This is a genomic window from Afipia sp. MLSD5-FHT05B12 (assembly GCF_058793355.1).
The window spans coordinates 215,143-237,030 of record NZ_JBXAFS010000004.1 but is presented as its reverse complement, the minus strand read 5'-3'; the positions used below and the strand labels follow the sequence as shown (position 1 = coordinate 237,030).

18 protein-coding genes are annotated in these 21,888 nt (G+C 63.3%); 11 read left to right on the top strand and 7 right to left on the bottom strand.

Features of this window, described 5'->3' with window-relative positions; all coding sequences use genetic code 11:
* Positions 1-30 precede the first annotated feature (30 nt).
* Positions 31-519: a hypothetical protein gene (locus AC1Q6J_RS08225; protein WP_492278824.1), complete on the top strand. Its 489-nt coding sequence runs from the start codon at positions 31-33 to the stop codon at positions 517-519.
* Between the two features lie 156 nt (positions 520-675).
* Here the strand turns inward: AC1Q6J_RS08225 and AC1Q6J_RS08220 are convergent, their stop codons facing one another.
* The 6 genes from AC1Q6J_RS08220 to AC1Q6J_RS08195 form a co-directional block, all read right to left on the bottom strand.
* Positions 676-1,386 (bottom strand): ABC transporter ATP-binding protein, encoded by a 711-nt coding sequence (locus tag AC1Q6J_RS08220; protein ID WP_492278823.1) that lies wholly within the window; start codon positions 1,384-1,386, stop codon positions 676-678.
* Complete coding sequence (locus AC1Q6J_RS08215; RefSeq protein ID WP_492278822.1) at positions 1,383-2,144, bottom strand: ABC transporter ATP-binding protein; 762 nt, start codon at positions 2,142-2,144, stop codon at positions 1,383-1,385. Before AC1Q6J_RS08215 ends, AC1Q6J_RS08220 begins: the two co-directional genes overlap by 4 nt.
* Complete coding sequence (locus AC1Q6J_RS08210; RefSeq protein WP_492278821.1) at positions 2,137-3,138, bottom strand: branched-chain amino acid ABC transporter permease; 1,002 nt, start codon at positions 3,136-3,138, stop codon at positions 2,137-2,139. Before AC1Q6J_RS08210 ends, AC1Q6J_RS08215 begins: the two co-directional genes overlap by 8 nt.
* Positions 3,139-3,259: 121 nt before the next feature.
* Positions 3,260-4,132 carry a branched-chain amino acid ABC transporter permease gene (locus tag AC1Q6J_RS08205; protein WP_492278820.1) on the bottom strand — a complete coding sequence of 291 codons (873 nt, stop codon included), beginning with the start codon at positions 4,130-4,132 and terminating at the stop codon, positions 3,260-3,262.
* A gap of 263 nt (positions 4,133-4,395) precedes the next feature.
* Complete coding sequence (locus AC1Q6J_RS08200) at positions 4,396-5,595, bottom strand: ABC transporter substrate-binding protein (protein ID WP_492278819.1); 1,200 nt, start codon at positions 5,593-5,595, stop codon at positions 4,396-4,398.
* Positions 5,596-5,678: 83 nt separating this feature from the next.
* Positions 5,679-7,538 carry a feruloyl-CoA synthase gene (locus AC1Q6J_RS08195; RefSeq protein ID WP_492278818.1) on the bottom strand — a complete coding sequence of 620 codons (1,860 nt, stop codon included), beginning with the start codon at positions 7,536-7,538 and terminating at the stop codon, positions 5,679-5,681.
* A gap of 383 nt (positions 7,539-7,921) precedes the next feature.
* On the opposite strand from AC1Q6J_RS08195, the gene AC1Q6J_RS08190 reads away from it, so the two are divergent.
* Genes AC1Q6J_RS08190 through atzF form a run of 3 tightly spaced genes read left to right on the top strand, consistent with a single transcriptional unit; the run spans position 7,922 to position 12,049 of the window.
* Complete coding sequence (locus AC1Q6J_RS08190; RefSeq protein WP_492278817.1) at positions 7,922-8,620, top strand: cysteine hydrolase family protein; 699 nt, start codon at positions 7,922-7,924, stop codon at positions 8,618-8,620.
* A gap of 9 nt (positions 8,621-8,629) precedes the next feature.
* On the top strand, positions 8,630-10,216 hold the full coding sequence (locus AC1Q6J_RS08185; protein ID WP_492278816.1) for a regulator: 1,587 nt from the start codon (positions 8,630-8,632) through the stop codon (positions 10,214-10,216).
* A 30-nt stretch (positions 10,217-10,246) separates the two neighbouring features.
* Positions 10,247-12,049 (top strand): allophanate hydrolase, encoded by a 1,803-nt coding sequence (gene atzF / locus AC1Q6J_RS08180; RefSeq protein WP_492278815.1) that lies wholly within the window; start codon positions 10,247-10,249, stop codon positions 12,047-12,049.
* Between the two features lie 56 nt (positions 12,050-12,105).
* On the opposite strand, the gene AC1Q6J_RS08175 is transcribed toward atzF, so the two are convergent.
* Entirely contained in the window at positions 12,106-14,292 is a 2,187-nt protein-coding gene (locus AC1Q6J_RS08175) for a TonB-dependent receptor (protein ID WP_492278814.1), read from the bottom strand.
* Between the two features lie 241 nt (positions 14,293-14,533).
* Here AC1Q6J_RS08175 and AC1Q6J_RS08170 point away from each other — a divergent pair, with 241 nt between their 5' ends.
* From AC1Q6J_RS08170 to AC1Q6J_RS08140, 7 genes are all read left to right on the top strand, one after another.
* The gene (locus tag AC1Q6J_RS08170; protein ID WP_492278813.1) at positions 14,534-15,706 is read left to right on the top strand and encodes a PepSY-associated TM helix domain-containing protein; all 1,173 of its coding nucleotides are present in this window, start codon (positions 14,534-14,536) and stop codon (positions 15,704-15,706) included.
* Positions 15,707-15,906: 200 nt separating this feature from the next.
* Positions 15,907-18,018, top strand: a complete 2,112-nt coding sequence (locus tag AC1Q6J_RS08165; RefSeq protein WP_492278812.1) for a TonB-dependent receptor — start codon at positions 15,907-15,909, stop codon at positions 18,016-18,018.
* Positions 18,019-18,272: 254 nt separating this feature from the next.
* On the top strand, positions 18,273-19,202 hold the full coding sequence (gene exbB, locus AC1Q6J_RS08160; RefSeq protein WP_492278811.1) for a tonB-system energizer ExbB: 930 nt from the start codon (positions 18,273-18,275) through the stop codon (positions 19,200-19,202).
* Positions 19,203-19,206: 4 nt separating this feature from the next.
* Positions 19,207-19,638, top strand: coding sequence for a TonB system transport protein ExbD (gene exbD, locus AC1Q6J_RS08155; RefSeq protein WP_006023015.1), 432 nt, complete (start codon positions 19,207-19,209; stop codon positions 19,636-19,638).
* 21 nt (positions 19,639-19,659) lie between these two features.
* Complete coding sequence (locus AC1Q6J_RS08150; protein ID WP_492278810.1) at positions 19,660-20,412, top strand: energy transducer TonB family protein; 753 nt, start codon at positions 19,660-19,662, stop codon at positions 20,410-20,412.
* A 148-nt stretch (positions 20,413-20,560) separates the two neighbouring features.
* Entirely contained in the window at positions 20,561-21,256 is a 696-nt protein-coding gene (locus tag AC1Q6J_RS08145) for a cytochrome c biogenesis CcdA family protein (RefSeq protein ID WP_492278965.1), read from the top strand.
* Between the two features lie 16 nt (positions 21,257-21,272).
* Positions 21,273-21,830: a thioredoxin family protein gene (locus tag AC1Q6J_RS08140; protein ID WP_492278809.1), complete on the top strand. Its 558-nt coding sequence runs from the start codon at positions 21,273-21,275 to the stop codon at positions 21,828-21,830.
* Positions 21,831-21,888: the final 58 nt, after the last annotated feature.

Here is a 21,888-nt window from a genome sequence, read left to right as displayed (position 1 = left end):
CCATCCGATCCGGTTTCATCCGGAGCTGCTTTGCACGCACAGACGCTGGCGGACCTGCTCGCAGCGCGAGGCCTTGACGCTGCCGCCATCGTTGCGATCCGCAATACGCTGCATGCCGACGATGTCTCAAACGACTTCCGCACCCTCGCCGATGTCATCGAAGCCAATGCGCTGCCGATGCTCGACCGGATGCAGGACGGCCCGCGCATTCCGCACGGCGCACTGGTGCTGTCGTTTGCCGCGCTGGATGATGGCCGCGCGTGGCTGACGGGCTTTCGCCGCTTCCTGATGCGGCGCGAGGGCATCGTGCCGACGGACATTGTTTATGACTACGACGCCGCGCATCTGCTGCACGCCTTCATCGCTCGGGCCAGCGCTCCGGTGTTCTATGACGCGTTCGATGAGGATGGCCTTGAGGATTTGATCGGCACGCTCATAGTGCGGTGGCCGCAGCCGATGGAACGGAACATTGTGGAAGCGCGCGATCCGGGGCTGGTGGTCGCGGCGGTAACGAAATAGCCAATCGTCATCCTGAGGTGCGAGCGCTTGCGAGCCTCGAAGGATGACATTGCAAAGCAGGCCGTCGCCCTTCGAGGCCTGCGCTTCGCTACGGCACCTCAGGGTGACGGCAAGAGGCTACTCCTTCTCCCCGCCTGCGGGGAGAGGTGAAAAACTCTACACCCCCAGATGCTGCTCCAGCAGATCCTGCTTCTCCGCCAGCACGGCCGGCGTGCCGTCGAACACCACCGTGCCCTTGGACAGCATCACCATGCGGTCGGCGATCCGCGACAGCGACCGGAAATCCTTGTCGACCACGATAGTCGCGACGCCTTCGCTGCGGATCACGCCGAGGGTACGCCAGATATCCTTTGCCACCAGCGGCGCGAGGCCTTCGGTCGCCTCGTCAATCAGGATGAGGTCGGGATTGGTCATCAGCGCGCGGCCGATGGTCAGCATCTGCTGCTCGCCGCCGGAGAGCTGATGTCCACCGTTGGTGCGCCGGGCATGCAGGCGCGGAAACAGCTCGTAGATTTTTTCCAGCGTCCACACCTTCCGTCCGTCGATGCCGGGCCGCGCGGCCATGACGAGATTTTCCACCACCGACAGCGAGCCGAACACGCCGCGGCCTTCCGGCACTAGCGCCACGCCTGCGCGCGCGATTGTCTCGGGCGCCGACCGCATCATGTCACGGCCGTTGAGCGTGATCTGCCCGCGCCGCTCAGTGACGAGCCCCATCAGCGAACGCAACAATGTCGTCTTGCCCATGCCGTTGCGGCCAAGCAGCGCCACCTGTTCGCCGCGCGCAATCGAGAGCCCGACGCCGTGCAGCACCTGGCCCGCGCCGTAAAACGCTTCGAGCTTCTGCACCTCAAGCAAGGTACTCACGCGTCCTCCTCAACGCCGAGATAGGCGAGCCGCACCGCTGGATCGACGCGGACATCCTGCGGCAAGCCGCTCGCAATCACATGGCCGTCGGCCATCACGGTGAGACGATCCGCCAGTTCGAACACCGCATCCATGTCATGCTCGACCACCAGCACCGCGCGGCCCTTCTTCAACGATGCGATCAGATCGACCACCTTGCGCGCCTCGGATTGGCCCATGCCCGCGAGCGGCTCGTCGAGCAGGATGATGCGCGGCTGCGTCGCCAGCACCATGGCGATCTCAAGCTGGCGCTGTTCGCCGTGAGACAGATGCGTCGCAATCATCTGCGCGCGCACCGATAGCCCCGCCTGTTCCAGCGCCTCGCGGGTGCGGCGGTTGACGTCAGCGTCCGACAACACGTTGCCGAACATCTTCAGCGGCGACGCCGCATGAGCCTGCGCCGCCAGCCGCACATTCTCCTGCGCGGTGAACTGCGGGAAGATCGTGGTCTTCTGATACGAGCGGCCCAAACCCGCACGGGCACGGCGATCCGGCGCAAGGCGCGTGATGTCGTTGCCACCCAGCATGATTTCGCCCGCGCTCGGCGTCAGATCGCCGGACAACAGATTGATCAGCGTCGATTTTCCGGCGCCATTCGGCCCGATCACGGCGTGGATCTCTCCGGTGTGAACGTCGAGCGATACGTCAGAGACGGCGGTGAGGCCGCCGAAATGCTTTTTCAGGCCAACGGCGCGGAGCGCGATATCCGGGTTAGCCATGAGGCGCCTCCGTCACAGCCCTTGTCTTCGCGCGTGGCTGCGGGCGCTCATCGGACGATCCCAGCACCCTCGACAGCAATTGCCGCACGCCATTGGGCAGCATCAGCACAATCAGGATCACGGCCAGGCCTTCCGCGAGCTTCCAGTGTTCTGTGGTTGCCTTCAGGACTTCCTCAAGCCCGATCAGCACCAGCGCGCCGACCAACGGGCCGGCGACTGAGCGCTGGCCGCCGATCAGCACCATCACCAGCACGGTGGCCGACAGATGCCAGCCGAGCATCTGCGGCGCGACAAAGCCGAACTGCGCGGCGGCGAAGTATCCGGCGATGCCTGCGATCGCGCCCGAGATCACGAACGCGGTCAATCGCACGCGAAACACCGGGAAGCCGAGCGCGCGGGCGCGGCGCTCGTTGTCGCGGGCGGCCGCCAGCGCATGACCGAACGGCGAACGCACGATCATGGTCAGGAGCGCGATCACCGCGACCAGCGCCGCCAGCACCACGAAATAATAGGTCAGCGGCTTTTCGAGATCGAGCAGCGTGATGTTGCCCAGCATCATCGACGGCTTGTTGTAGATGAAGGCGCCGTCGGAGCCGCCGGCAAATTTCGAATCATGAAACAGGAAGAACAGCATTTCGCCGAATGCCAGCGTCACCATGATGAAATAGATGCCCCGCGTCCGCAGCGCCAGAGAGCCGATCACCGCCGCGGCGGCGGCGGATGCGGCGACCGCGAGCGGCAGCGTCCACCACAGCGAGGCCGGATCGTATTTCGGCGAGGCCAACGCCAGCACATAGCCCGCGATGCCGAAGAACGCGGCGTGGCACAGGCTCACCAATCCGCCATAGCCGACCACCAGATTGAGCGACATCGCCAGGATGCCCATGATGAGCGCCTTGCTGATGAACTGCACGTAATAGGTCGGCGCGACAAACGGCAGCGCGATCGCCAGCGCCAGCAGCAGCGTTGGGACCGACCATGTTCGCATAGCCATTCTTTCTCTCGTCATGGCCGGGCTCGTCCCGGCCATCCACGTCTTTCCTCTCGCGAAACAAGGAAGGCGTGGATGCCCGCGACAAGCGCGGGCATGACGAGTTGAGGGATATGGCTCATGATCAGATCTCCCGCCGGCCGAGAATGCCGTTCGGGCGCCACAGCAGCACCGCCGCCATCAGCACATAGATCAGAACGCTCGACACACTCGGGAAGAACACTTTTCCGAACGTATCGGTGAGACCGATCAGGAGCGCGCCGATCGCCGCGCCGCCGATCGAGCCGATGCCGCCGAGTACTACGACAACGAATGAGAGGATGAGCATGCTGTCGCCCATGCCGGGATAGACAGTCGACACCGGCGCGACGACGATGCCACCCAGTGCGGCCAGCGCAATGCCGACTGCGAACACGTAGCGGTTCACGGTGTCGAAGCTGATGCCCAGCGTGCGCGTCATCTCGCGGTTTTCGGCGCCGGCGCGCACGATCATGCCAATTTTCGTGCGCGTGATGACGAGGTAGATGATCGCGGCAGCGACCAGACAGAACGCGCAGATCGCGAGGCGATAGACCGGATAGGACAGATTGCCGGTGAGCTGGATCGCGCCGCGCAGTCCTTCCGGCGGCAGCACCGAATGCACATCCTTGCCGAACAGCAGTTGCCTGACCTCATCAATGACGAGAATCAAACCGAACGAGAGCAGCACCTGCGCCAGGTGATCGCGGCCATAGAGCCTGCGGATGAAAACATTTTCCAGCAGCAGCCCCACAACGAAGGCGATGGCAACCCCGGCGACAACGGCGATCCAGAAGCTGCCGGTATACGCCGCGATCCAGTACGCGAGATAGGCGCCCAGCATGTAGAACGCGCCGTGCGCGAGATTGATGACGCCGAGAATGCCGAACACCAGCGTCAATCCGCTGGCGACCAGAAACAGGACCATCCCATACTGAATAGCATTCAGAAGCTGAACGCCGAGGGTTACGAGGTCCATTGCAAGATCCTCACCGCATAAACAACGCGCACGATGTCGTCCCCGTGAAAGCGGGGACCCATACTCCCTGGGTTCGCGGCTCTCGCGATCTGGTTAACGGACATTCCGTGCAAAACTGCGATCATCGTGGTTATGGGTCCCCGCTTTCGCGGGGACGCCGTTGAGAGGACAGGCCCTGCTGGACTGTTTTAAGTAATGGATGGCCGGGTCAAGCCCGGCCATGACACTTTCCAAAAGCTGCAGCAGCGCCGATTTCAGATCGCTCACGCCATCTTGCAGCCGCGCGCCGGATCGTCGACGCTGGCCTGCGCGATCGACACCAGTTCGTTGCGGCCGTTGCGCACCTCGCGCAGATAGATGTTCTGGACCGGGTTGTGCGCCTTGTTGAACGATAACGGCCCGCGCGGCGAATCGATCTTCGCCGCGCCCATCGCCGTGATCATCTTGTCCTGCGCCTTGGCATCGCCGCCGACCGCCGTGAGGCCGATATCGAACAGCGCAGCCGCGTCGTAGCCTTGCACGGCATAGATGTCGCCATCGAGACCCGTTTTTGCCTTGAACGCCTTCAGGAAGGAAAGGTTCGCCGGGTGATCGAGATTGTCGGCGTAATGCAGCGTGGTCTTGATGCCGTTGGCCGCCTCGCCCTGCGCCGCAATGGTGCCGTCGGTGAGGAAGCCCGCGCCGTACAGCGGAATGGTCTTGTTGAGGCCCGCCGCCGCGTAATCCTTGACAAACTTCACCGCGCCGCCGCCGGCGAAGAACGAGAACACCGCGTCGGGCTTCAACGTCGCGATGCGCGTGATCAACGCCTGGAATTCCACCTCGGGGAACGGCAGCGTCAGGTCCTCGACGATCTTGCCGCCCGACCTAGTGAAATTCTCCGAGAACGCGCTGATCATTTCCGCGCCGGCGGTGTAGCGCCAGGTGATGGTGACGACATTCTTGATGCCGGCATCGACCAGCACCTTGCCGGCGGGATAGGTTGTCTGCCAGTTCGAGAACGAGGTGCGGAACACGCTCGGCGAACACAGCGCGCCGGTGGCGTCGTTGGCGCCCGCGTTCGGAATAATGAGCATCGTCTTGGTGTCGCGGGCCACCTTCACCATCGCCATGGCGACGCCGGAATGCACCGTGCCGACCACGACATCGACCTTCTCGCGCCCGACCAGACGGTTCATGTTGTCGGTGGCGGCTTCCGGCTTGGATTCATCGTCCACCTTGACGAAGGTCACCTCGCGGCCGCCGAGCTTGAGGCCCTTCTGCTGATAATAGAGTTCGAAGCCGTTATCGATGAACTGGCCGAGCTTGGCGTAAGTGCCGGTGTAAGGCAGCATCAGGCCGACCTTGATCGGCGCGTTCTGCGCGATCGCGGGACTGAACAGGCGCGGCGTCACAGCCAGGGTCGCGGCTCCCGCCGCGCCGGACAGCAGCGTCCGGCGGCTCACCTTCATGATCTTTGACATTGGCGTCTCCCTCCCGTTTTTATGTTTGAATCCGATTGCAGCACGCTTGGCCCGCCGTGTTCAAGATCGACGCTTGCGCGTCGTCAGGCCGGACATCCGATCCAGTCTCCGTATCCATCGTCGTCGAGCCGTTTGAGATCCGCGGCGCGGCGCGACAATACCGCGCGCTGGTTGATGTAGCCCTTGTCGGTGATCTCGCCGCCATCGACCGACGGCAGGTCCGCCAGCAGCAATGCGCGGGTGGCGAAGCTCGACGAGCCGCCGCCCCTGGCTTTCAGGCGCGCAAGCCCCTGCGCCACCGCATCGCGCACGGCGGGCGAACGCAACACCTCCGCGACATCGGCGTCGGGAAGTTTCGCCAGCGCGCGGCAGGCCGGAATGTTTGGAAACACCAGGAAGCGAACCTCGTTGGCGTCATGACCGCTGACCACGATGTCCTGCGCCAGCGGCGCGAGCGCGGCGATGCCGGCGATGCGCAGCGCCCCGACGCTGACCCAGGTGCCGGAGGTGAGCTTGAAATCCTCGGCAACGCGGCCGTCGAAAAACAATCCGAGTTCGGGACGCGCGGCATCGGCGAAGATCATCGCATCGCCCATCAGATAGAAGCCGTCGGCATCGAACGCCTTCGCGGTCTGCTCCGGCGCTTTCCAGTATCCCGGCGTCACGTTCGGGCCGCGCACCCGCGCCTCGAGCTTTCCGCCCACGGGGACCAGCTTGATCTCGGTTCCGGGAATCGGCACGCCGATATTACCCGAGCGTTGCGCCTGAAAGTGACAGTCGGTCGCCAGCGGCGCGGTCTCGGTCGAACCCCATGACGACACCATCGGCACGGCATGACCGACGGTCGCGATCGACAGCGCCTCCAGCGCTTCCCACAAATTCTGCGGCAGCGCCGCGCCTGCATAAAACAACAGCTTCACCTGCGAGAAGAAACGCCGGCGCAGCTCGTCGTCCTCGCGCAATGCCGCGATCAGCATGTCATAGCCGCGCGGCACGTTGAAATACACCGTCGGAATCACGTCGCGCAGGTTGGCGAGCGACAGCGCGAACAGGCCGGGCGCAGGCTTGCCGCTGTCGATATGCAGCGTGCCGCCGTTGCGCAGCACGCAGTTGAAGTTGTGATTGGCGCCGAACGTGTGGCTCCACGGCAGCCAGTCGAGCGTCGTCAGATTTGGCTCGCCGAGGAACGGCCAGGTCTGAATCTTGGCCGCCTGATTCGACGTCAGCATGCGCTGGGTGTTGATGACGGCCTTCGGCGTTCCGGTCGAACCCGAGGTGAACAGAAACTTCGCGATGGTGTCATGACCGACGGCGGCGAAGGCGCGCGCAACATCCGGCGTTTCCGACGCGGCCGTCAGCGACGACAACGCGATCGCGTTGTCGTACCCATCCGGATCGCCGGCGACCACGATCGCCGTGTGCAGCGGCGCAATGGCATTGAGCGCAGGCGCGAACATCTTCGCGCTTGAGACATAGATCGCACCGGGATCGAGCAGCGCGATCATGCTCTTCAGCTTGTCGAAATCCTTCGACACCAGTGAATAGGCCGGCGACACCGACGCCGCCGGCACGCCGACATGCATCGCCGCCAGCATGAAGACCGCGTGGTCGATCGAGTTGTCGGAAAGAATCGCGAGCGGACGATCCGCGCTCATGCCCTGCGCGAGAATCCAGGCGCCCGCAGCGCGTACACGCCGCAGTGCTTCGCGATAGGTCAGTTTAATCCACGGCGCATCGGCGCTGCCGCGCTCCGCGAGGAAAACAGTATCGGGGGTGTCACGCGCCCACTGCTCCAGCCAGTCGCCGACGCAGCGTGCGAACGGCTGCAACGGCGTGGCCGACTTCAGCCAGATGCTGCCATCGGCCTTGCGCTCGGCGACGATATCCGGATTGGCGAACAGCGCCTGCGCGCTGGCCTGACGATGGGCGGCGGCGGCCGTCATAGCTGCGCCCGGAGCGCACCAGCCGGCATTTCTTCCGCCGCAGGTCCTGCGAACGCAGTCATTGGCTTCCCTCCCTTCGGCGGCTGCATTCTTTAGAATAATAATGCAGCTCTTCTGTCGCTCTTCGGCGATTGATGCAATATAATGCAGATTGCTTGGAACGTGTCAATCGCCGTCCGTGTTCTGCGGCTACAGCAGCATGCCGCCTAAAATTTAATCTGACACCGAAAGCCGCGCATTGTTTCCGCAGCCCGACGAGTCTTGCCAAATCGTCTCAAACTGTTGTTTCAGATCGGCAATCGGTCACCCCCACGATCGCTGCGCGCTTTGTACACAATGGCACACCGCTTGCTTCGTTGAGACCAACGAACGGGGTGATGCCGATGCTGCCAGTCAAAAATTTGCTCGCGGCCGAGCCGGCGCCGGTCGAAGTGACGTGGGCGAAGACAGCGCTCGTCATCATCGACATGCAGCGCGACTTTCTCGAACCCGGCGGCTTCGGCGAAACCCTCGGCAACGATGTCTCGCAACTCGCGGGCGCCGTGAAACCTTGCAGCCTCGTACTCGATGCGTTTCGCAAGTCAGACCTGCTCGTGATTCACACGCGCGAAGGCCACCTGCCGGATCTGTCCGACGCGCCGCCGGCCAAGATCGAACGCGGCGCGCCGTCACTCCGCATCGGCGATCCGGGTCCAATGGGCCGCATCCTCATTCGCGGCGAAGCGGGTCATGACATCATCGAAGCGCTGTATCCGGTCAAGGGCGAGATCGTCATCGACAAGCCCGGCAAGGGCGCGTTCTACGCCACCGGCCTCGGTGACGTGCTGAAGCAGCATGGCATCGAGACGCTGCTGGTGTGCGGCGTCACCACCGAAGTCTGCGTCAACACCACCGTGCGCGAGGCCAATGACCGCGGCTACCGCTGCATCGTGCTGGGGGATTGCTGCGCATCCTACTTTCCCGAATTCCACGAGATGGGCCTGCGCATGATCAAGGCGCAGGGCGGCATCTTCGGCTGGGTCAGTTCATCGTCAGAGGTTTTAGCGGCACTGAATTCCGAACCATCGAAAATGACTGCATAGGGGCGCGCGATGAGCACATCAGACACGACCATGGCTTCCGGCAAGCCGATCCTGTGGGCACCCGGCGACTGGAACGCCTTCTTCGGCTTCGGCACCAACATCCTTGTCAACATGCTGACGCTGACGGCGCTGCTGCGCTTTGTGCTGAAGATGCCGGACTCGCTGGTATTCGGCCGCATCCTGCCCGCGCTGGGCCTGATGATGTTTCTGTCCACGATGTACTACGCGTGGCTGGCTTATCGCCTCGCGCAGAAAACCGGACGCAACGATGTCTGCGCGCTGCCGTCCGGCGTCAGCGTGCCGCACATGTTCATCGTCACCTTCGTCATCATGCTGCCGATCCTGCTCAAGACCAGCGATCCGATCAAGGCATGGGAAGCGGGGCTGACCTGGGTGTTCATCCAGAGCTTTATCCTGATGCTCGGCGGCTTCATCGCGCCATGGATTCAACGCATCACCCCGCGCGCGGCGCTGCTCGGCACACTCGCGGGCGTCTCGGTTGCGTTCATCTCGATGCGCCCGGCGTTCGAAATGTTCATGACGCCGGTGATTGGCCTCACATGTTTTGCCGTGATCCTCGCAAGCTGGTTCGGCGGCGTGAAATATCCCAAGGGCATTCCGGCCGGTCTTGTCGCCATCTTCGTCGGCACCGCGATCGCGTGGGGCTCCAACATCTTCGGCCTGAACATCGGCGGGATGAGTCTGGCGAAGCTTGGCGCGGCGTTCAGCAACATCGGATTCTCGCTGCCAATTCCCGCCATCGGCCATGTGTTCTCAGGTTTCGAGTTCATCGGCATCATTCTCGTCACCGCGATTCCATTCGGCGTCTACGATCTGGTGGAGGCGATGGACAACGTGGAAAGCGCCGAAGCCGCCGGCGACCACTATCCGACCACGCGCGTGCTGACCGCCGACGGCGTCGTCAGCCTGATCGGCGCGCTGATGGGCAATCCCTTCATCAACGCGGTGTACATCGGCCATCCCGGCTGGAAGGCGATGGGCGGGCGCATCGGCTATTCCGCCGCGACCGGCCTGATGGTGATCGTGCTGGCGTGGCTAGGTGTGATCTCGCTGCTTTTGAATCTTGTACCCGTCGTCGCGATCCTGCCCATCCTGCTTTACATCGGCATGCTGGTCGGCGCACAGGCGTTTCAGGCGGCGCCTGCCAGTCACGCGCCAGCTATCGTGCTGGCATTGACGCCGCATCTCGCCGCGTGGGGCAAGACACTGGTGGACGGCGCACTCACCGCGGCCGGCACCAGCGCCGCCGCCGTCGGCATGGACAAGCTCGGCGCGACCGGCGTGCTCTATCACGGGCTCGAAATCCTCGGCGAAGGCTCGATTCTCTCGGGACTGGTGCTGGCTGCGATGGCGGTGTTCGTGATCGAACGCGACTTCGTCAAGGCATCTGCCTTCGCCGCCGCCGGCGCGGTTCTCACGTTCTTCGGATTCATGCACGGACCCGCGGTCGGCGTCGGCGTGACGCCGGGCGTGGCGCTGGCTTATGCTCTGGTCGCCGCCGGCTTCTTCGCCTATGCCAGATTCGGCGCGGCGATGGCGGCGATGCCAAAGCCTGCCGCCGTGCCGGCGGAATAGGATCAACGACAAAATGACGGGAAGCGATTTGTGACCGAGACTGTTGCCGAGATCGTCGCCGCGCATCGCGCGGGGACAACATCACCCGCGAAAACCGTTGCACGCAGCTTCCAGCGTATCCGCGATCATGGCGATGGCGCGATCTTCATCAGCCTGCGCGATGAGGCCGAGGCGATCACTGAGGCCGAGGCGCTGACGGCGAAGGGCGACCCATCGCTGCCGCTTTATGGCGTTCCGGTCGCGGTGAAGGACAACATCGACGTCGCAGGTCTTCCGACCACCGCTGCGTGCCCGGCGTTTTCCTACAAGCCCGCACAGGACGCCAACACGGTGGCGCGGCTGCGCGCCGCAGGCGCGATCGTGATCGGCAAGACCAATCTCGACCAGTTCGCGACGGGCCTTGTGGGCGTGCGCTCGCCCTACGGCATTCCGAAAAATCCGGTGAAGGGCGATCTCGTTCCCGGCGGATCAAGCTCGGGCTCGGCAGTCGCCGTATCGGCGGGGCTCGTGCCGCTCTCGCTCGGCACCGACACCGCGGGCTCCGGCCGTGTGCCGGCGATGCTCAACAATATTGTCGGCCTGAAACCGTCGCTCGGGCTGATGTCCACCTCCGGCGTGCTGCCCGCGTGCCGGACCCTCGACTGCGTCTCGATCTTTTCGCTCAATGTCGACGATGCGATGACCGCGCTCAATGTCATGGCCGGATACGACGCCGCCGATCCCTATTCACGCGACCGCTTCGTCGGCCCTGTGACCGGTTTTCCGTCCGGCATCCGGCTCGGCATTCCGCGCAAGGGTCAGTTGAAATTCTTCGACGATACCATTGCGGAAAAGAGTTACGACGCCGCGGTGGCGCGGCTGATCGCGCTCGGTGCCACGCCGGTCGAATTCGACCTTGAGCCGTTCTATGAGACTGCGCGGCTGCTCTATGAAGGCCCATGGGTCGCGGAGCGCTATCTTGTGATTCGCGATCTGCTCGCGAGCAATCCCGATGCGGTCCATCCGGTCACGCGCGAGATTACCCTTCAGGGGGAGAAGCTGACCGCCGCCGATACATTCGCCGCGCTCTACAAACTCGAAGCCATGCGGCAGACCAGCCGCGCGACGTTCGAGCAGATTGACGCCATGGTGCTGCCGACCGCGCCAACCGCCTACACCGTCGCCGAGGTGCTGGCCAACCCCATCGAGCTGAACAGCCGCAACGGCACCTACACCAATTTCGTCAACCTGCTCGACATGTGCGGCCTCGCTATTCCCGCCGCGATGCGCAGCGACGGCATTCCGTTCGGCATCACCCTGCTCGCACCCGCCGGACGCGATGCACAGCTCGCCAGCATCGGGCGCGTGTTCCACGCCGACACCAAGCTGAAAACCGGCGCGAAAGGCGTCACTCAACCGCCGCTCGCGCCGGTCTCGAAACAACCCGGCACGGACGAGGTGGCGATTGCCGTGGTCGGCGCGCATCTGTCGGGCATGGCGCTGAATCATGAGTTGCTGTCGCTCGGCGGACGCCTGATCGAGGCGACATCGACCACGCCGGACTACAGGCTCTATGCGCTGAAAGGGACTGTGCCGCCCAAACCCGGCATGCTGCGTGTCGATCCCGGAACAGGCGCGGCCATCGCCGTCGAAGTCTGGGCGCTGCCGACCAGGGCGTTCGGCGCATTCGTCGCCGCGATCCCCTCGCCTTTGTCGATCGGCACCGTGCGTCTCGCCGACGGCTCCGCAGCGAAAGGCTTTCTGGCCGAGGCCGGCGCGATTGAGGGCGCGCGCGACATCACCTCGTTCGGCGGCTGGCGCGCGTTCGTCGCGGCGCAGGCGAAGTCGGCGTAAAGCGGGAGCGATTGATCGCTTCCCGCTCCACTCTCATGCAAACATGATGAGCTGACCTAGAATTTGGCTGTGGCCGATACTCGGAACGCACGGGGCGAACCCGGGGAGATGTTGTTGTTGGCGTCGGCTGTCGCGTAGTATCCGGTATTGAAGATGTTTTCGATATTCAACTGCGCGCGCCACATCTCATTGATCTTGAGATAGACTGCGGCATCAACGCGCGTGAAGGCCGGCAGCCTGACTGTGTCGTCCGACGTGGCGTAGAAATTGTCGTAGTGGATGACACCCACGGCCGCAGCCCACATCGGATCGATCTGATACTTGTTCCACATCGTGAACGTATTGTACGGCACGAGGCCAACACGATTGCCTTTGACAATGATCGCCGAGGTGTCACTGACAATACGAGCGTCAGTGTATGCGTAACCACCGGTGACCTGCCACTGATCCGTGACGTATCCCGTCAGAGCCACTTCGGCACCCTTGGTATTGGTCTTGCCGGTCGTCAGAATGCGGCCCTGGTTGTCGGTGAATCTCTGGTTATCTCGATCAAGATTGTAAACCGCAGCTGTGAACAGCGTCCGCGGCGTAATATCCCATTTCACGCCAACCTCGGTATTCGTGAATTTCTCCGGCACGGTGACCGCAAGGCCAGGCGACAGCGCGCTGAACTGATCGCCTGAACTCGGCAGATAGGAAACGCTGTAACTGCCGTAGAAAGACACGTTGTCGACGGGCTTGAACACGACTCCGGCGCGGGGCGAGACAAGATTGTCGACCCGATTGGTGGTCAGATTGTTGTTTCTGTTATTGACCGTCAGGTCGAACCGGTCGAAGCGCACTCCGCCGATAAACTGAAGATACTTTGTGACTTCGATCTGGTCCTGCGCGTAGACGGCGGCGAGGTCAAGCGTCGAAAGGGCGTTGGCGTCAGACCCGCCGTTGTTAGCAAACCTGACGGGAACAAAGCTCACGGGGCTGAAAGCGGAAACAACATTCGAGCCGAGGAAGGTGCCCGACATACGCAAGCTGTTGCTGGTCTGCCGCCCAAACTCAGTGCCGAACACGAGAGTGTGCAACACCGGGCCCGTGTTGGTCTTGTAGGTCCAGTCGGTCTGGTTGAACAGATTCTGGCGCTTGATGCCGTTGTTATATGCCGACAGCGTCAACGTCTGTGTCGCGGGATTCACTGCGCTGCCCGGGAATACATTCTGGTAGAATTTGTCGTAATAGGCATAACGCGACGTATTCTTGACCTTCAGACCATTGTTAAAGTCATGTTCGATCACCGCATCCGCGATATGCGCGTCAACCTTCGCGTAGCTCAGGTCCGGATTTCCGAAGAACGTCGCGGGATCGGTCGGGTAAGGAACCGTGGGGCGGAAACGTGTTGCCGCCGGGACAGTTCCCAATGAAGGAATACCGCGATCCGCGGTGCGCTCGTCGTGGAAGTACTCATAGCTGAGTTTGACCTTGGTATCATCGCCGCGGATCGTGACAGTCGGATTGATGCCGTAGCGTTCGATATCGCCGTAGTTCCGGAAGGTCCCGGATTTTTCGTACACCGCATTGATCCGGCCAGCGACATTCGCGTCCACAGCACCGCCGGTGTCGATCGAAACCCGCTTGTTGTCGAACGAACCGCCCTGAACCGTGACTTCCTTGATCGGAACGCCATCGGCCTCCTTCTGCACGCGATTGATAACGCCGCCGCCGCCGCCACGGCCGAAGATCATCGCATTGGGGCCCTTCAGCACTTCGATGCTCTGGATGTTGTAGAGATCGCGGAAGTACTGCACGTCGTCACGGATGCCGTTGATAAAGAAATCAGCCGACGAGCTTTGCCCGCGAATGACCACTTGGTCGCGGTTGCCTTCGCCCTGATGCGGTATCACGCCGGGAACGTAGCGGATCGCATCACCGATGCTCTGAAAATTCTGATCCTTGATGAATTCCTTGGTCAGAACACTAACCGACTGAGGAACATTGAGCAGCGGTGTGTCGGTCTTCGTGGCACTGGATGTTCTCGTTGCGAGATAACCAACAGTGCCGTTCTTGTCGCCGCCCGCGCTTTCGATGTCGATCGTCGGCAGGGCTTCCTGGGCGACAGCACCAGACGCGATGGCCGCCGAAGCCAGCATCAATGCACCATAGCTCACCGAAAGCCGTACCGCGCGCCCAAAGCAAAGCCCAGCTTCCCGTGCCGCCACGTTCTTCAAGGAAATTCCAGCAACAACCCGCATAGTTCGTCCCCACCACTCAAATTGCCGCGCGTTCAATAGAACGGCGAATTCAAGGCACGCCTTTAGAAAATGTAAGGAAGGCAGGAAAGCCTTTGAGATTAGAACGTCTTCAAACAGGCTGCGCTGCGCTGAATAGGAATTGCGACAATACGCGCTGTGCGACTAGAAGAAGCAGGCCATCCGGTTTCTGATGAAGCGGTTTTAGAATCTCTCCAAACTCACCGAATTAGAAATAATCTAAATGCCAGCGGCACCTTCAACACACCGGCGCGGAGCGCTGAAGCGGCTCTGGCGCAACCTCCATCTTTGGCTCGGCATCGGCCTGTTCATTCTGCTCGTGCCCGTTGCATTGTCTGGCGCGATCCTCGTCTATCACGACGACATCGGCGAGTTCATGAGCACGCCGCGCGGCGCGATTGCGCCATCGCAGCCGACGGACCTTACGCTCGCCATCGCAAACGCACGCAAAGCCGCGGGCGACGGCTTCCAGCCGCTGTTCATCGGCTTTCCGGAAGACAGCCGCGTGCCGCTGACGATCGCGTTGCGCGGGCCGGCGGCGAAAGGCGAGCGTCCGGTGCGGCTGACCGCGACCATCGACCGTCACGACGCGCATGTGCTCGGCATCGTCAACTTCCGCAACACGTTCTTCGGCTTCATGCGCGTGTTCCACGAGAACCTGACGATCCCCGATTACGGGCGCAGCATCGTGGGATGGACCGGCGCCGCGATGCTGACGCTGTCGCTCACCGGCCTTTATCTGTGGTGGCCGCGGCAGGGCCAATGGTCGCGCGCTTTCGTCTGGCGGCGCAGTCCTGCGACATCGTCCAACCTGCATTACATGACCGGCTTCTGGATCTGCTTTCCGCTGGCGCTGATCTCGCTGACGGGAATTTATCTGGCGTGGCCGCAACAGGGGCGCGAACTGCTGTCATCGGTTGCGCCGATGACAGCGCAACAGCAGCGCGGCGGACCCGGAGGCCAGGTCATGGCCAAGCCGGCACGTTCGCCATCGGAGATTTACGCGGCCGCGGCCGCGCGGCCGGACTCGGCCGTTGACGCGATCTTCTATCCCAACCCACAGACCGGCGCGTGGCGCGTCAGACTCCGTGAGGATGGCAAGACCGAGCCGGTGACGCTCATGATCAACGATCGCAGCGGAGAGGTGAGCATCGTCCAGCCGCTGTCGGGAGACCGGACCGCGTCATGGATTCGCTGGCTGCATGAAGGCAGTCATTCGGGCGAAGTCTGGCGCTTCGTCGTGTTCCTCAGCGGGATCATGCCGGCAGTGCTCGGCATCACCGGCATTCTGGTCTGGCTGCGGCAGCGCCGGCAGCGCGCGCTGATCAAGACAGCCGCGCATGCCATTCCGGCAAAGACGTCCGCTGCCGTCGGCGACGCCGCGCCCGCGGAATAATCACAACCACCTCACCGCCCCGGCTTCCGTCGCAGCGACGGCGGCATCGCGCGCTCTTGCACGGCGTGTCGTCGCGCGGTTGCTCATGCGCTCACTTCGGATCATCAGGATTTCCTGAGAATCAGTCGCAAAACTCTTGTTGCGAATAGTTCGCACTTGCATTATCAACTTCCGCGAGTTTGCGTGGCGTTGGGGGTGAAATGCGTTTGAAATCATTAGTTTCCGCGGCGGGCATGGCCTGCGTATCGGTCACGGCCGCCGATGTTGGCCGTGGTCTGGCGCAGGAGGTGCTCCCCGAGATCGCGGTGTCGGCCCCCGTCCCCACCGGAACCACATCTGACGACGGCTTGCAGCGCGGGCCGCTCAGCGTCATCGACAACACCTACCAGTCGGCCACCGCGATCACCGGCCGCGAAATCCAGCGCAGCAACGCGGCCTCGCTCGCCGATCTTCTGTCCGGCTTGCCGGGGGTTTCGGCATCGACCTTCGCACCAGGCGCAAGCCGTCCGAACATTCGCGGCCTCGACGACTATCGCGTGCGCGTGCAGGAAAACGGCATCGGCACCCAGGACGCCTCCGACTTCAGTCAGGATCACGTGGTGCCGGTCGATCCGCTCGCCGCCGACAAGGTCGAGGTGATCCGCGGACCCGCGACGCTGCGCTACGGCTCACAGGCGATCGGCGGTGTGGTGAGCGCCACCAACAACCGCATTCCGGAAAAGCTGGTGCAGGACGGTTTCAGCGCGCGCTTCAAGGGCGGCGCGTCATCCGTGGACAACGGGCTCGACGGCGCGGTCAGCCTCGATGCCAGCGGCAGCAATGTAGCCATCCATGCCGATGCTTACGGCCGGCGTGCGGGCGATTACCGGATTCCCGGCGGCGTGCAGGCCAACACGCGACTGAATACGGAAGGGCAAGCCGTCGGCGGTTCCTACATTTTCGACGGCGGCTATATCGGCACCGCGATCCAGCACATCACCAGCCTCTATCACATCCCCGGCGTCGCCGATGCGCAGCAGAATTCGCGCATCGACATGGAACAGACGAAATGGACCAGCAAGGGCGAGTGGCGCGCGCCGGTCGAGGGCATCGATGCGTTTCGTTTCACCTTCGGCGCCAGCAACTACAAGCACAATGAACTCGGTCTCGACGCCAACGGCGTCGACGCGGTGAAGAACATCATCAAGAACCGCGAACTGGAAGGCCGCTTCGAGTTCGATCATGCGGCGGTCGCGACCGCCATCGGCGCCCTGACCGGAACATGGGGCGCGCAGTTCGGCCATCGTGAACTCGGCACCGACGGCAGTCTCGGCGGCCTGCTGGCGCAGACCAATACGAACACCGCGGCGGCCTTCGCATTCGAGCAGATTCAGTTCACCGACACGCTGCGCATGCAGGCCGCGGGCCGCATTGAAAATCATATCGTCAAGGGACTGGCGCCAACCTTCCCGGCGGACTTCCTGCCACCGCCCAACACGTTCTCGGAGGAACCTGCACGGCGCACCTTCACGCCGAAAAGCACCAGCCTCGGCCTGCTGAAATATCTGCCATGGGACATGGTGGCGACACTCAACGCCCAGTACGTGCAGCGCGCGCCCGCGGCACCCGAGCTGTTTTCGCGCGGCTCCGATGGCGCGTCGGGGACGTTCGTGATCGGAAATCCGAATCTCAGGATCGAGACCGCGCAGACCGCCGAGATCGGCCTCAAGCGCGCCAGGGGGCAACTGCGGTTCGAGACCAGCCTGTACTACACGCTCTACAAGGACTTCATCTTCAAGCAGGTCACCGGCAACTTCTGCACCGACACGTTTGCAAGTTGCGGCGCGGCCGGTCCGCTGACGCAGGTCGCCTACGGCCAGCGCGATGCAGTCTTCAGGGGCGCAGAAGTCATCGCCCAGCTCGACGTGACGCCGCTCGGCGACGGCATGTTCGGCGTCGACGGACAATATGACATCGTGCGCGCGACCTTCACCGATGGAACCAACGTGCCGCGCATCGCGCCGATGCGCGCCGGCGGCGGCGTATGGTGGCGCAGCGCCGAATGGTACGCGCGGGTCGGGCTGCTGCATGCCTTCGCCCAGAACGACGTGTCGCTGAATGAGACCCCGACCGACGGCTACAATCTGCTCAAGGCAGAGGTGAGCTACACGCATACGTTCAACCGAACCGACAGCGGACCGCGCGAACTCACCATCGGCCTCGCCGGCAACAACCTGCTCAACGAGCGGATTCGCAATCATATTTCGTTCAAAAAAGCTGAGGTTTTACAGCCCGGGCTCGGCGTGCGGCTGTTCACGAATGTGAAATTTTGAGGGCCCGGAAACCCTGGAATCGTTCCAGTTTCGGGAGAATCTAGGTCACCCATGGCGACAAGCACGCCGCAGTGCATTATTCTGAAAATGAACCTTGCCTCTCGGCGAAGGGCTATGGCCGCGGTGCCTCGCCGCGGATTCATCGGCGAGAGCTTCGGACCAAAACTGCAAGACGGCGAAAACTGCGAAACAGTTATCAATCCGACGTTCACCCGATGTCGGCAGCAAACGCGATTTGAAGAAGCGGAGAGCATATGACCAACCCAAAGAAGGCTGCCGGATCACTGGTCTTGCTTGCCGCTGCAACGTCTCTGATGATCGCGCAGGCTTTCGCGCAAACGCCCGCTTCGCCAGCGCCATCCGCACAGACCCCGGCTGCGCAAGCCCCCGTCGCGCAGACGCCAGCGCCGGCACCTGTCGCTCCGGCGATCGCTGCGCCCGCGCAGGCTCCCGCTGTCCAGACCCCGGTCGTTGGACAGACCGCGAAAAATCCCACGCTGCCGCACAACCTCTCCCCGTGGGGCATGTTCATGGGCGCGGACATTGTCGTCAAAGCGGTGATGATCGGTCTCGCCTTCGCCTCGCTCATTACCTGGACGATCTGCGTCGCGAAGCTTCTCGAACTGCGCCACGAGACCAGGCGCGCGAAGAAGCGCATCAAGGTTCTCGGCAACGACATCTCGCTGATGGAAGCCGAGCGTGATGCCCGCAGCGGCAAGGATGCCGTATCCCGGCTGGTGCAATCGGCGGCGGCGGAAGCGGCGCTGTCGGACACCGTCAACGACGAAGGCTTCAAGGAACGCGTCGAACTGCGGCTCAGCCGCGTCGAGGCGGCGATGTCGCGGCGGATCTCGCGCGGCACCGGCATGCTCGCCACCATCGGCGCGACCGCGCCGTTCGTCGGCCTGTTCGGCACGGTGTGGGGCATCATGAATTCGTTCATCGGCATTTCCGAAGCGCACACCACCAACCTCGCGGTGGTCGCGCCCGGCATCGCCGAAGCGCTGCTCGCGACCGCGATGGGCCTGATCGCCGCGATCCCGGCGGTCGTGATCTACAATCATCTCGTCCGCATGATCACCGCCTATCGCGCGCTGCTCGGCGATGCGACCGCGCAGGTCATGCTGCTCATCAGCCGCGATCAGGGCCGCCGCTCACTGCGCATCGCGCGCGCGGCGGAGTAACGTCATGGGCGCTCGCCTGGGTGGAAAAGTCGCCGGTGCAGATGACGATCTGACCGAATCGCATGAAATCAACGTCACGCCGTTCATCGACGTGATGCTGGTCCTTCTCATTATCTTCATGGTCGCCGCACCGCTTGCCACCGTCGATCTCGGGGTCGAGCTTCCGGCCTCGACGGCGACACCGCCGCCTCGGCCCGACAAGCCGGTCTTCATCACAGTGAAGCCTGATCTGTCGGTCGCAGTCGGCGAGGACATCGTTCCGCGCACCACGCTGATCGGCGCGCTCGATGCCGCCACCAGCGGCAAGAAAGCCGATCCGGTTTACCTGCGCGCCGACAAGAGTGTGCCGTATGGCGAACTGATGGATGTGATGAACCTGCTGCGTAACGCGGGCTACCTCAAGGTGGCGCTCGTCGGGCTCGACGCAAGAAACTAACGGCAGAGAGCCTCGCTGCAAATGAACACACTCGTCCTGCATGGACCACCCGACATATCCGACGTCCGCCGCTGGGGTCTCGCGGCGGCGCTGGTGGTGGCGACGCATGTGGCGCTGATCGCGGGATTTGTCCTGTACACGCCGCCGATGCCGGATGCGATCGGCACGGCGTCCGAGCCGATCATGCTCGATCTGGAATCCGCGCCGCCGACGCAGGAGCCCGTGCAGCAGGATATCGCGCCCGGCCCGCAGATGCAGGAAGCCGAACCTCCCGCCCCCGAGCCCGAAAAACAGCCGGAGGTGGCCGAGGAACAGATCCCGCCGACGCCGTTGCAGGAGAAGGCCGACATCGTTGCTCCTGCGGAAAAGCCGAAGCCCAAGCCGGAGCCGGTGAAGAAAAAGCCGAAGCCGGTCGTCGAGAAGCCGAAGAAGCCGACTGAAAATCCCGCGCCGCAGACCACCGCGGCGCCGCGCGCCGCGCAGGCCGCGCGCGCGAGCTACAACGGCATCCTCTCGGCACATCTCCAGCGTTACAAGCAGTATCCGTCGGGTGCGAAAGCGGCCGGCGAACAGGGCGTCGCGATGCTGAGCTTCACCGTCAGCCGCACCGGCGGCGTGCTGAGCGCGCGGCTTGCCAAATCGTCCGGTTCGGCGGCGCTCGATGGCGAAACCATGGCGATGATCCGCCGTGCCCAGCCGCTGCCGTCGTTCCCGCCGGAAATGACGCAGAGCTCCGCGAGCTTCACCGTGCCGGTGCGCTTCTTCATGCGCTGAAGCCAGCCGGCGCGGTCACGGATCGTGTCACAAACACGTGACACCGCTACCCGGTAACATCGCGGCGGTCTCCTTCGAAGATTTCACCGAACCCACCGTTGCGGCCGCGCCATCGGCGTGCCGTAGCGCCATTCGCGGACGTGAAATCGTGTTCAACCTTGTTCTTGCGGCGCTGGCCGGCGTCGTCACCATCGCAGCGCCCTGCACATTGCCGGTGCTGCCGATCCTGCTTGGCGCATCGGTCGGACAGACCAGCCCGCTCCGCCCGGCGTTCATCGCCGCCGGTTTCGTGGTTGCGTTCTCCATCGTCGCACTGGCGCTCTCGGCGCTGACGCGCCTGTTCGATTTCGATCCGAGCGTCCTGCGTGACGGCGCAGCCGTTCTGCTTGCGATCTTCGGGCTCTTGATGATCTGGCCCGCGCCGTTCGAATGGCTCTCGATCCGGTTTACCGGACTGACGGAACAAGGCGCCACACCGCGCGACCGTCAGGGCCTGCTCGGCGGATTCATGCTCGGCACGACGCTGGGGCTGGTGTGGACGCCCTGCGCCGGCCCGGTGCTCGGGTCGATCCTCACCGTCGTCGCGACCTCCAAGGACACCGCATGGGCCTCGCTGCTGCTGGTGACCTATGCCGTCGGCGCCGCGATCCCGATGCTCGTCATTGCCTATGGCGGACAGGCCGTGACCGCGCGCGTGCGCGGTCTCGCGCGGATCGCGCCGCGATTGCAGCAAGGCTTCGGCGCGATCGTGATCGCCTTCGCCGCCGCCACCTACTTTCAGTACGACACACTCGCCGTGGCGTGGCTGACCCAATTTTACCCGAACGGCCAGACCGGCCTGTAACTTAAAGGAGAGACCCATGCGACATTTCACCAGGATGCTTTCGGTGGCCGCGCTGGCGCTGATGGCCTCGACACTACCCGGCCGCAGCGATGAGACCGCAGCGGCCGGCAGCGCCGTTCAAGTCGCGGAAGCCAGGACCACCGCGCCCGAATTCACCGGCCTCGGCAACTGGTTCAACTCGCCGCCGCTGACGCTCGCGAGCCTGCGCGGCAAGGTGGTGCTGGTGAACTTCTGGACCTACGGCTGCGTCAACTGCGTCAACACCCTGCCGCACGTCACGCAGCTTTATTCCAAGTACAAGGACAAGGGTCTCGTCATTGTCGGCATCCACACGCCGGAATTTCCGTTCGAGCATTCGTCGAACAACGTCCAGGCCGCGTTGAAACGGCATGGCATCACCTACCCCGTCGCGCAGGACAACAAGTCGGCCACCTGGAATGCCTGGCGCAATCAGTACTGGCCGGCGCAGTACATCGTCGATCGGTCCGGCCGGATCGTATACAGCCACGCCGGCGAAGGCGCCTACGATGACATCGACCGCACCGTCGGCAAGCTGCTGAACGCCAGCAGCTAAATGACGCAGGCGCGATTGCGCCTGAGCCATGCAACTTTGTGCATCGCGGCGATTATCA

Excerpts from the sequence above, each read along its gene's own strand:
- AC1Q6J_RS08215 (WP_492278822.1), bottom strand. The coding sequence starts at position 2,144 with ATGGCTAACCCGGATATCGCGCTCCGCGCCGTTGGCCTGAAAAAGCAT.
- AC1Q6J_RS08210 (WP_492278821.1), bottom strand. The coding sequence starts at position 3,138 with ATGGCTATGCGAACATGGTCGGTCCCAACGCTGCTGCTGGCGCTGGCG.
- AC1Q6J_RS08205 (WP_492278820.1), bottom strand. The coding sequence starts at position 4,132 with ATGGACCTCGTAACCCTCGGCGTTCAGCTTCTGAATGCTATTCAGTAT.
- AC1Q6J_RS08200 (WP_492278819.1), bottom strand. The coding sequence starts at position 5,595 with ATGTCAAAGATCATGAAGGTGAGCCGCCGGACGCTGCTGTCCGGCGCG.
- AC1Q6J_RS08195 (WP_492278818.1), bottom strand. The coding sequence starts at position 7,538 with ATGACGGCCGCCGCCGCCCATCGTCAGGCCAGCGCGCAGGCGCTGTTC.
- AC1Q6J_RS08190 (WP_492278817.1), top strand. The coding sequence starts at position 7,922 with ATGCTGCCAGTCAAAAATTTGCTCGCGGCCGAGCCGGCGCCGGTCGAA.
- AC1Q6J_RS08185 (WP_492278816.1), top strand. The coding sequence starts at position 8,630 with ATGAGCACATCAGACACGACCATGGCTTCCGGCAAGCCGATCCTGTGG.
- AC1Q6J_RS08175 (WP_492278814.1), bottom strand. The coding sequence starts at position 14,292 with ATGCGGGTTGTTGCTGGAATTTCCTTGAAGAACGTGGCGGCACGGGAA.
- AC1Q6J_RS08170 (WP_492278813.1), top strand. The coding sequence starts at position 14,534 with ATGCCAGCGGCACCTTCAACACACCGGCGCGGAGCGCTGAAGCGGCTC.
- AC1Q6J_RS08165 (WP_492278812.1), top strand. The coding sequence starts at position 15,907 with ATGCGTTTGAAATCATTAGTTTCCGCGGCGGGCATGGCCTGCGTATCG.
- exbB (WP_492278811.1), top strand. The coding sequence starts at position 18,273 with ATGACCAACCCAAAGAAGGCTGCCGGATCACTGGTCTTGCTTGCCGCT.
- exbD (WP_006023015.1), top strand. The coding sequence starts at position 19,207 with ATGGGCGCTCGCCTGGGTGGAAAAGTCGCCGGTGCAGATGACGATCTG.
- AC1Q6J_RS08150 (WP_492278810.1), top strand. The coding sequence starts at position 19,660 with ATGAACACACTCGTCCTGCATGGACCACCCGACATATCCGACGTCCGC.
- AC1Q6J_RS08140 (WP_492278809.1), top strand. The coding sequence starts at position 21,273 with ATGCGACATTTCACCAGGATGCTTTCGGTGGCCGCGCTGGCGCTGATG.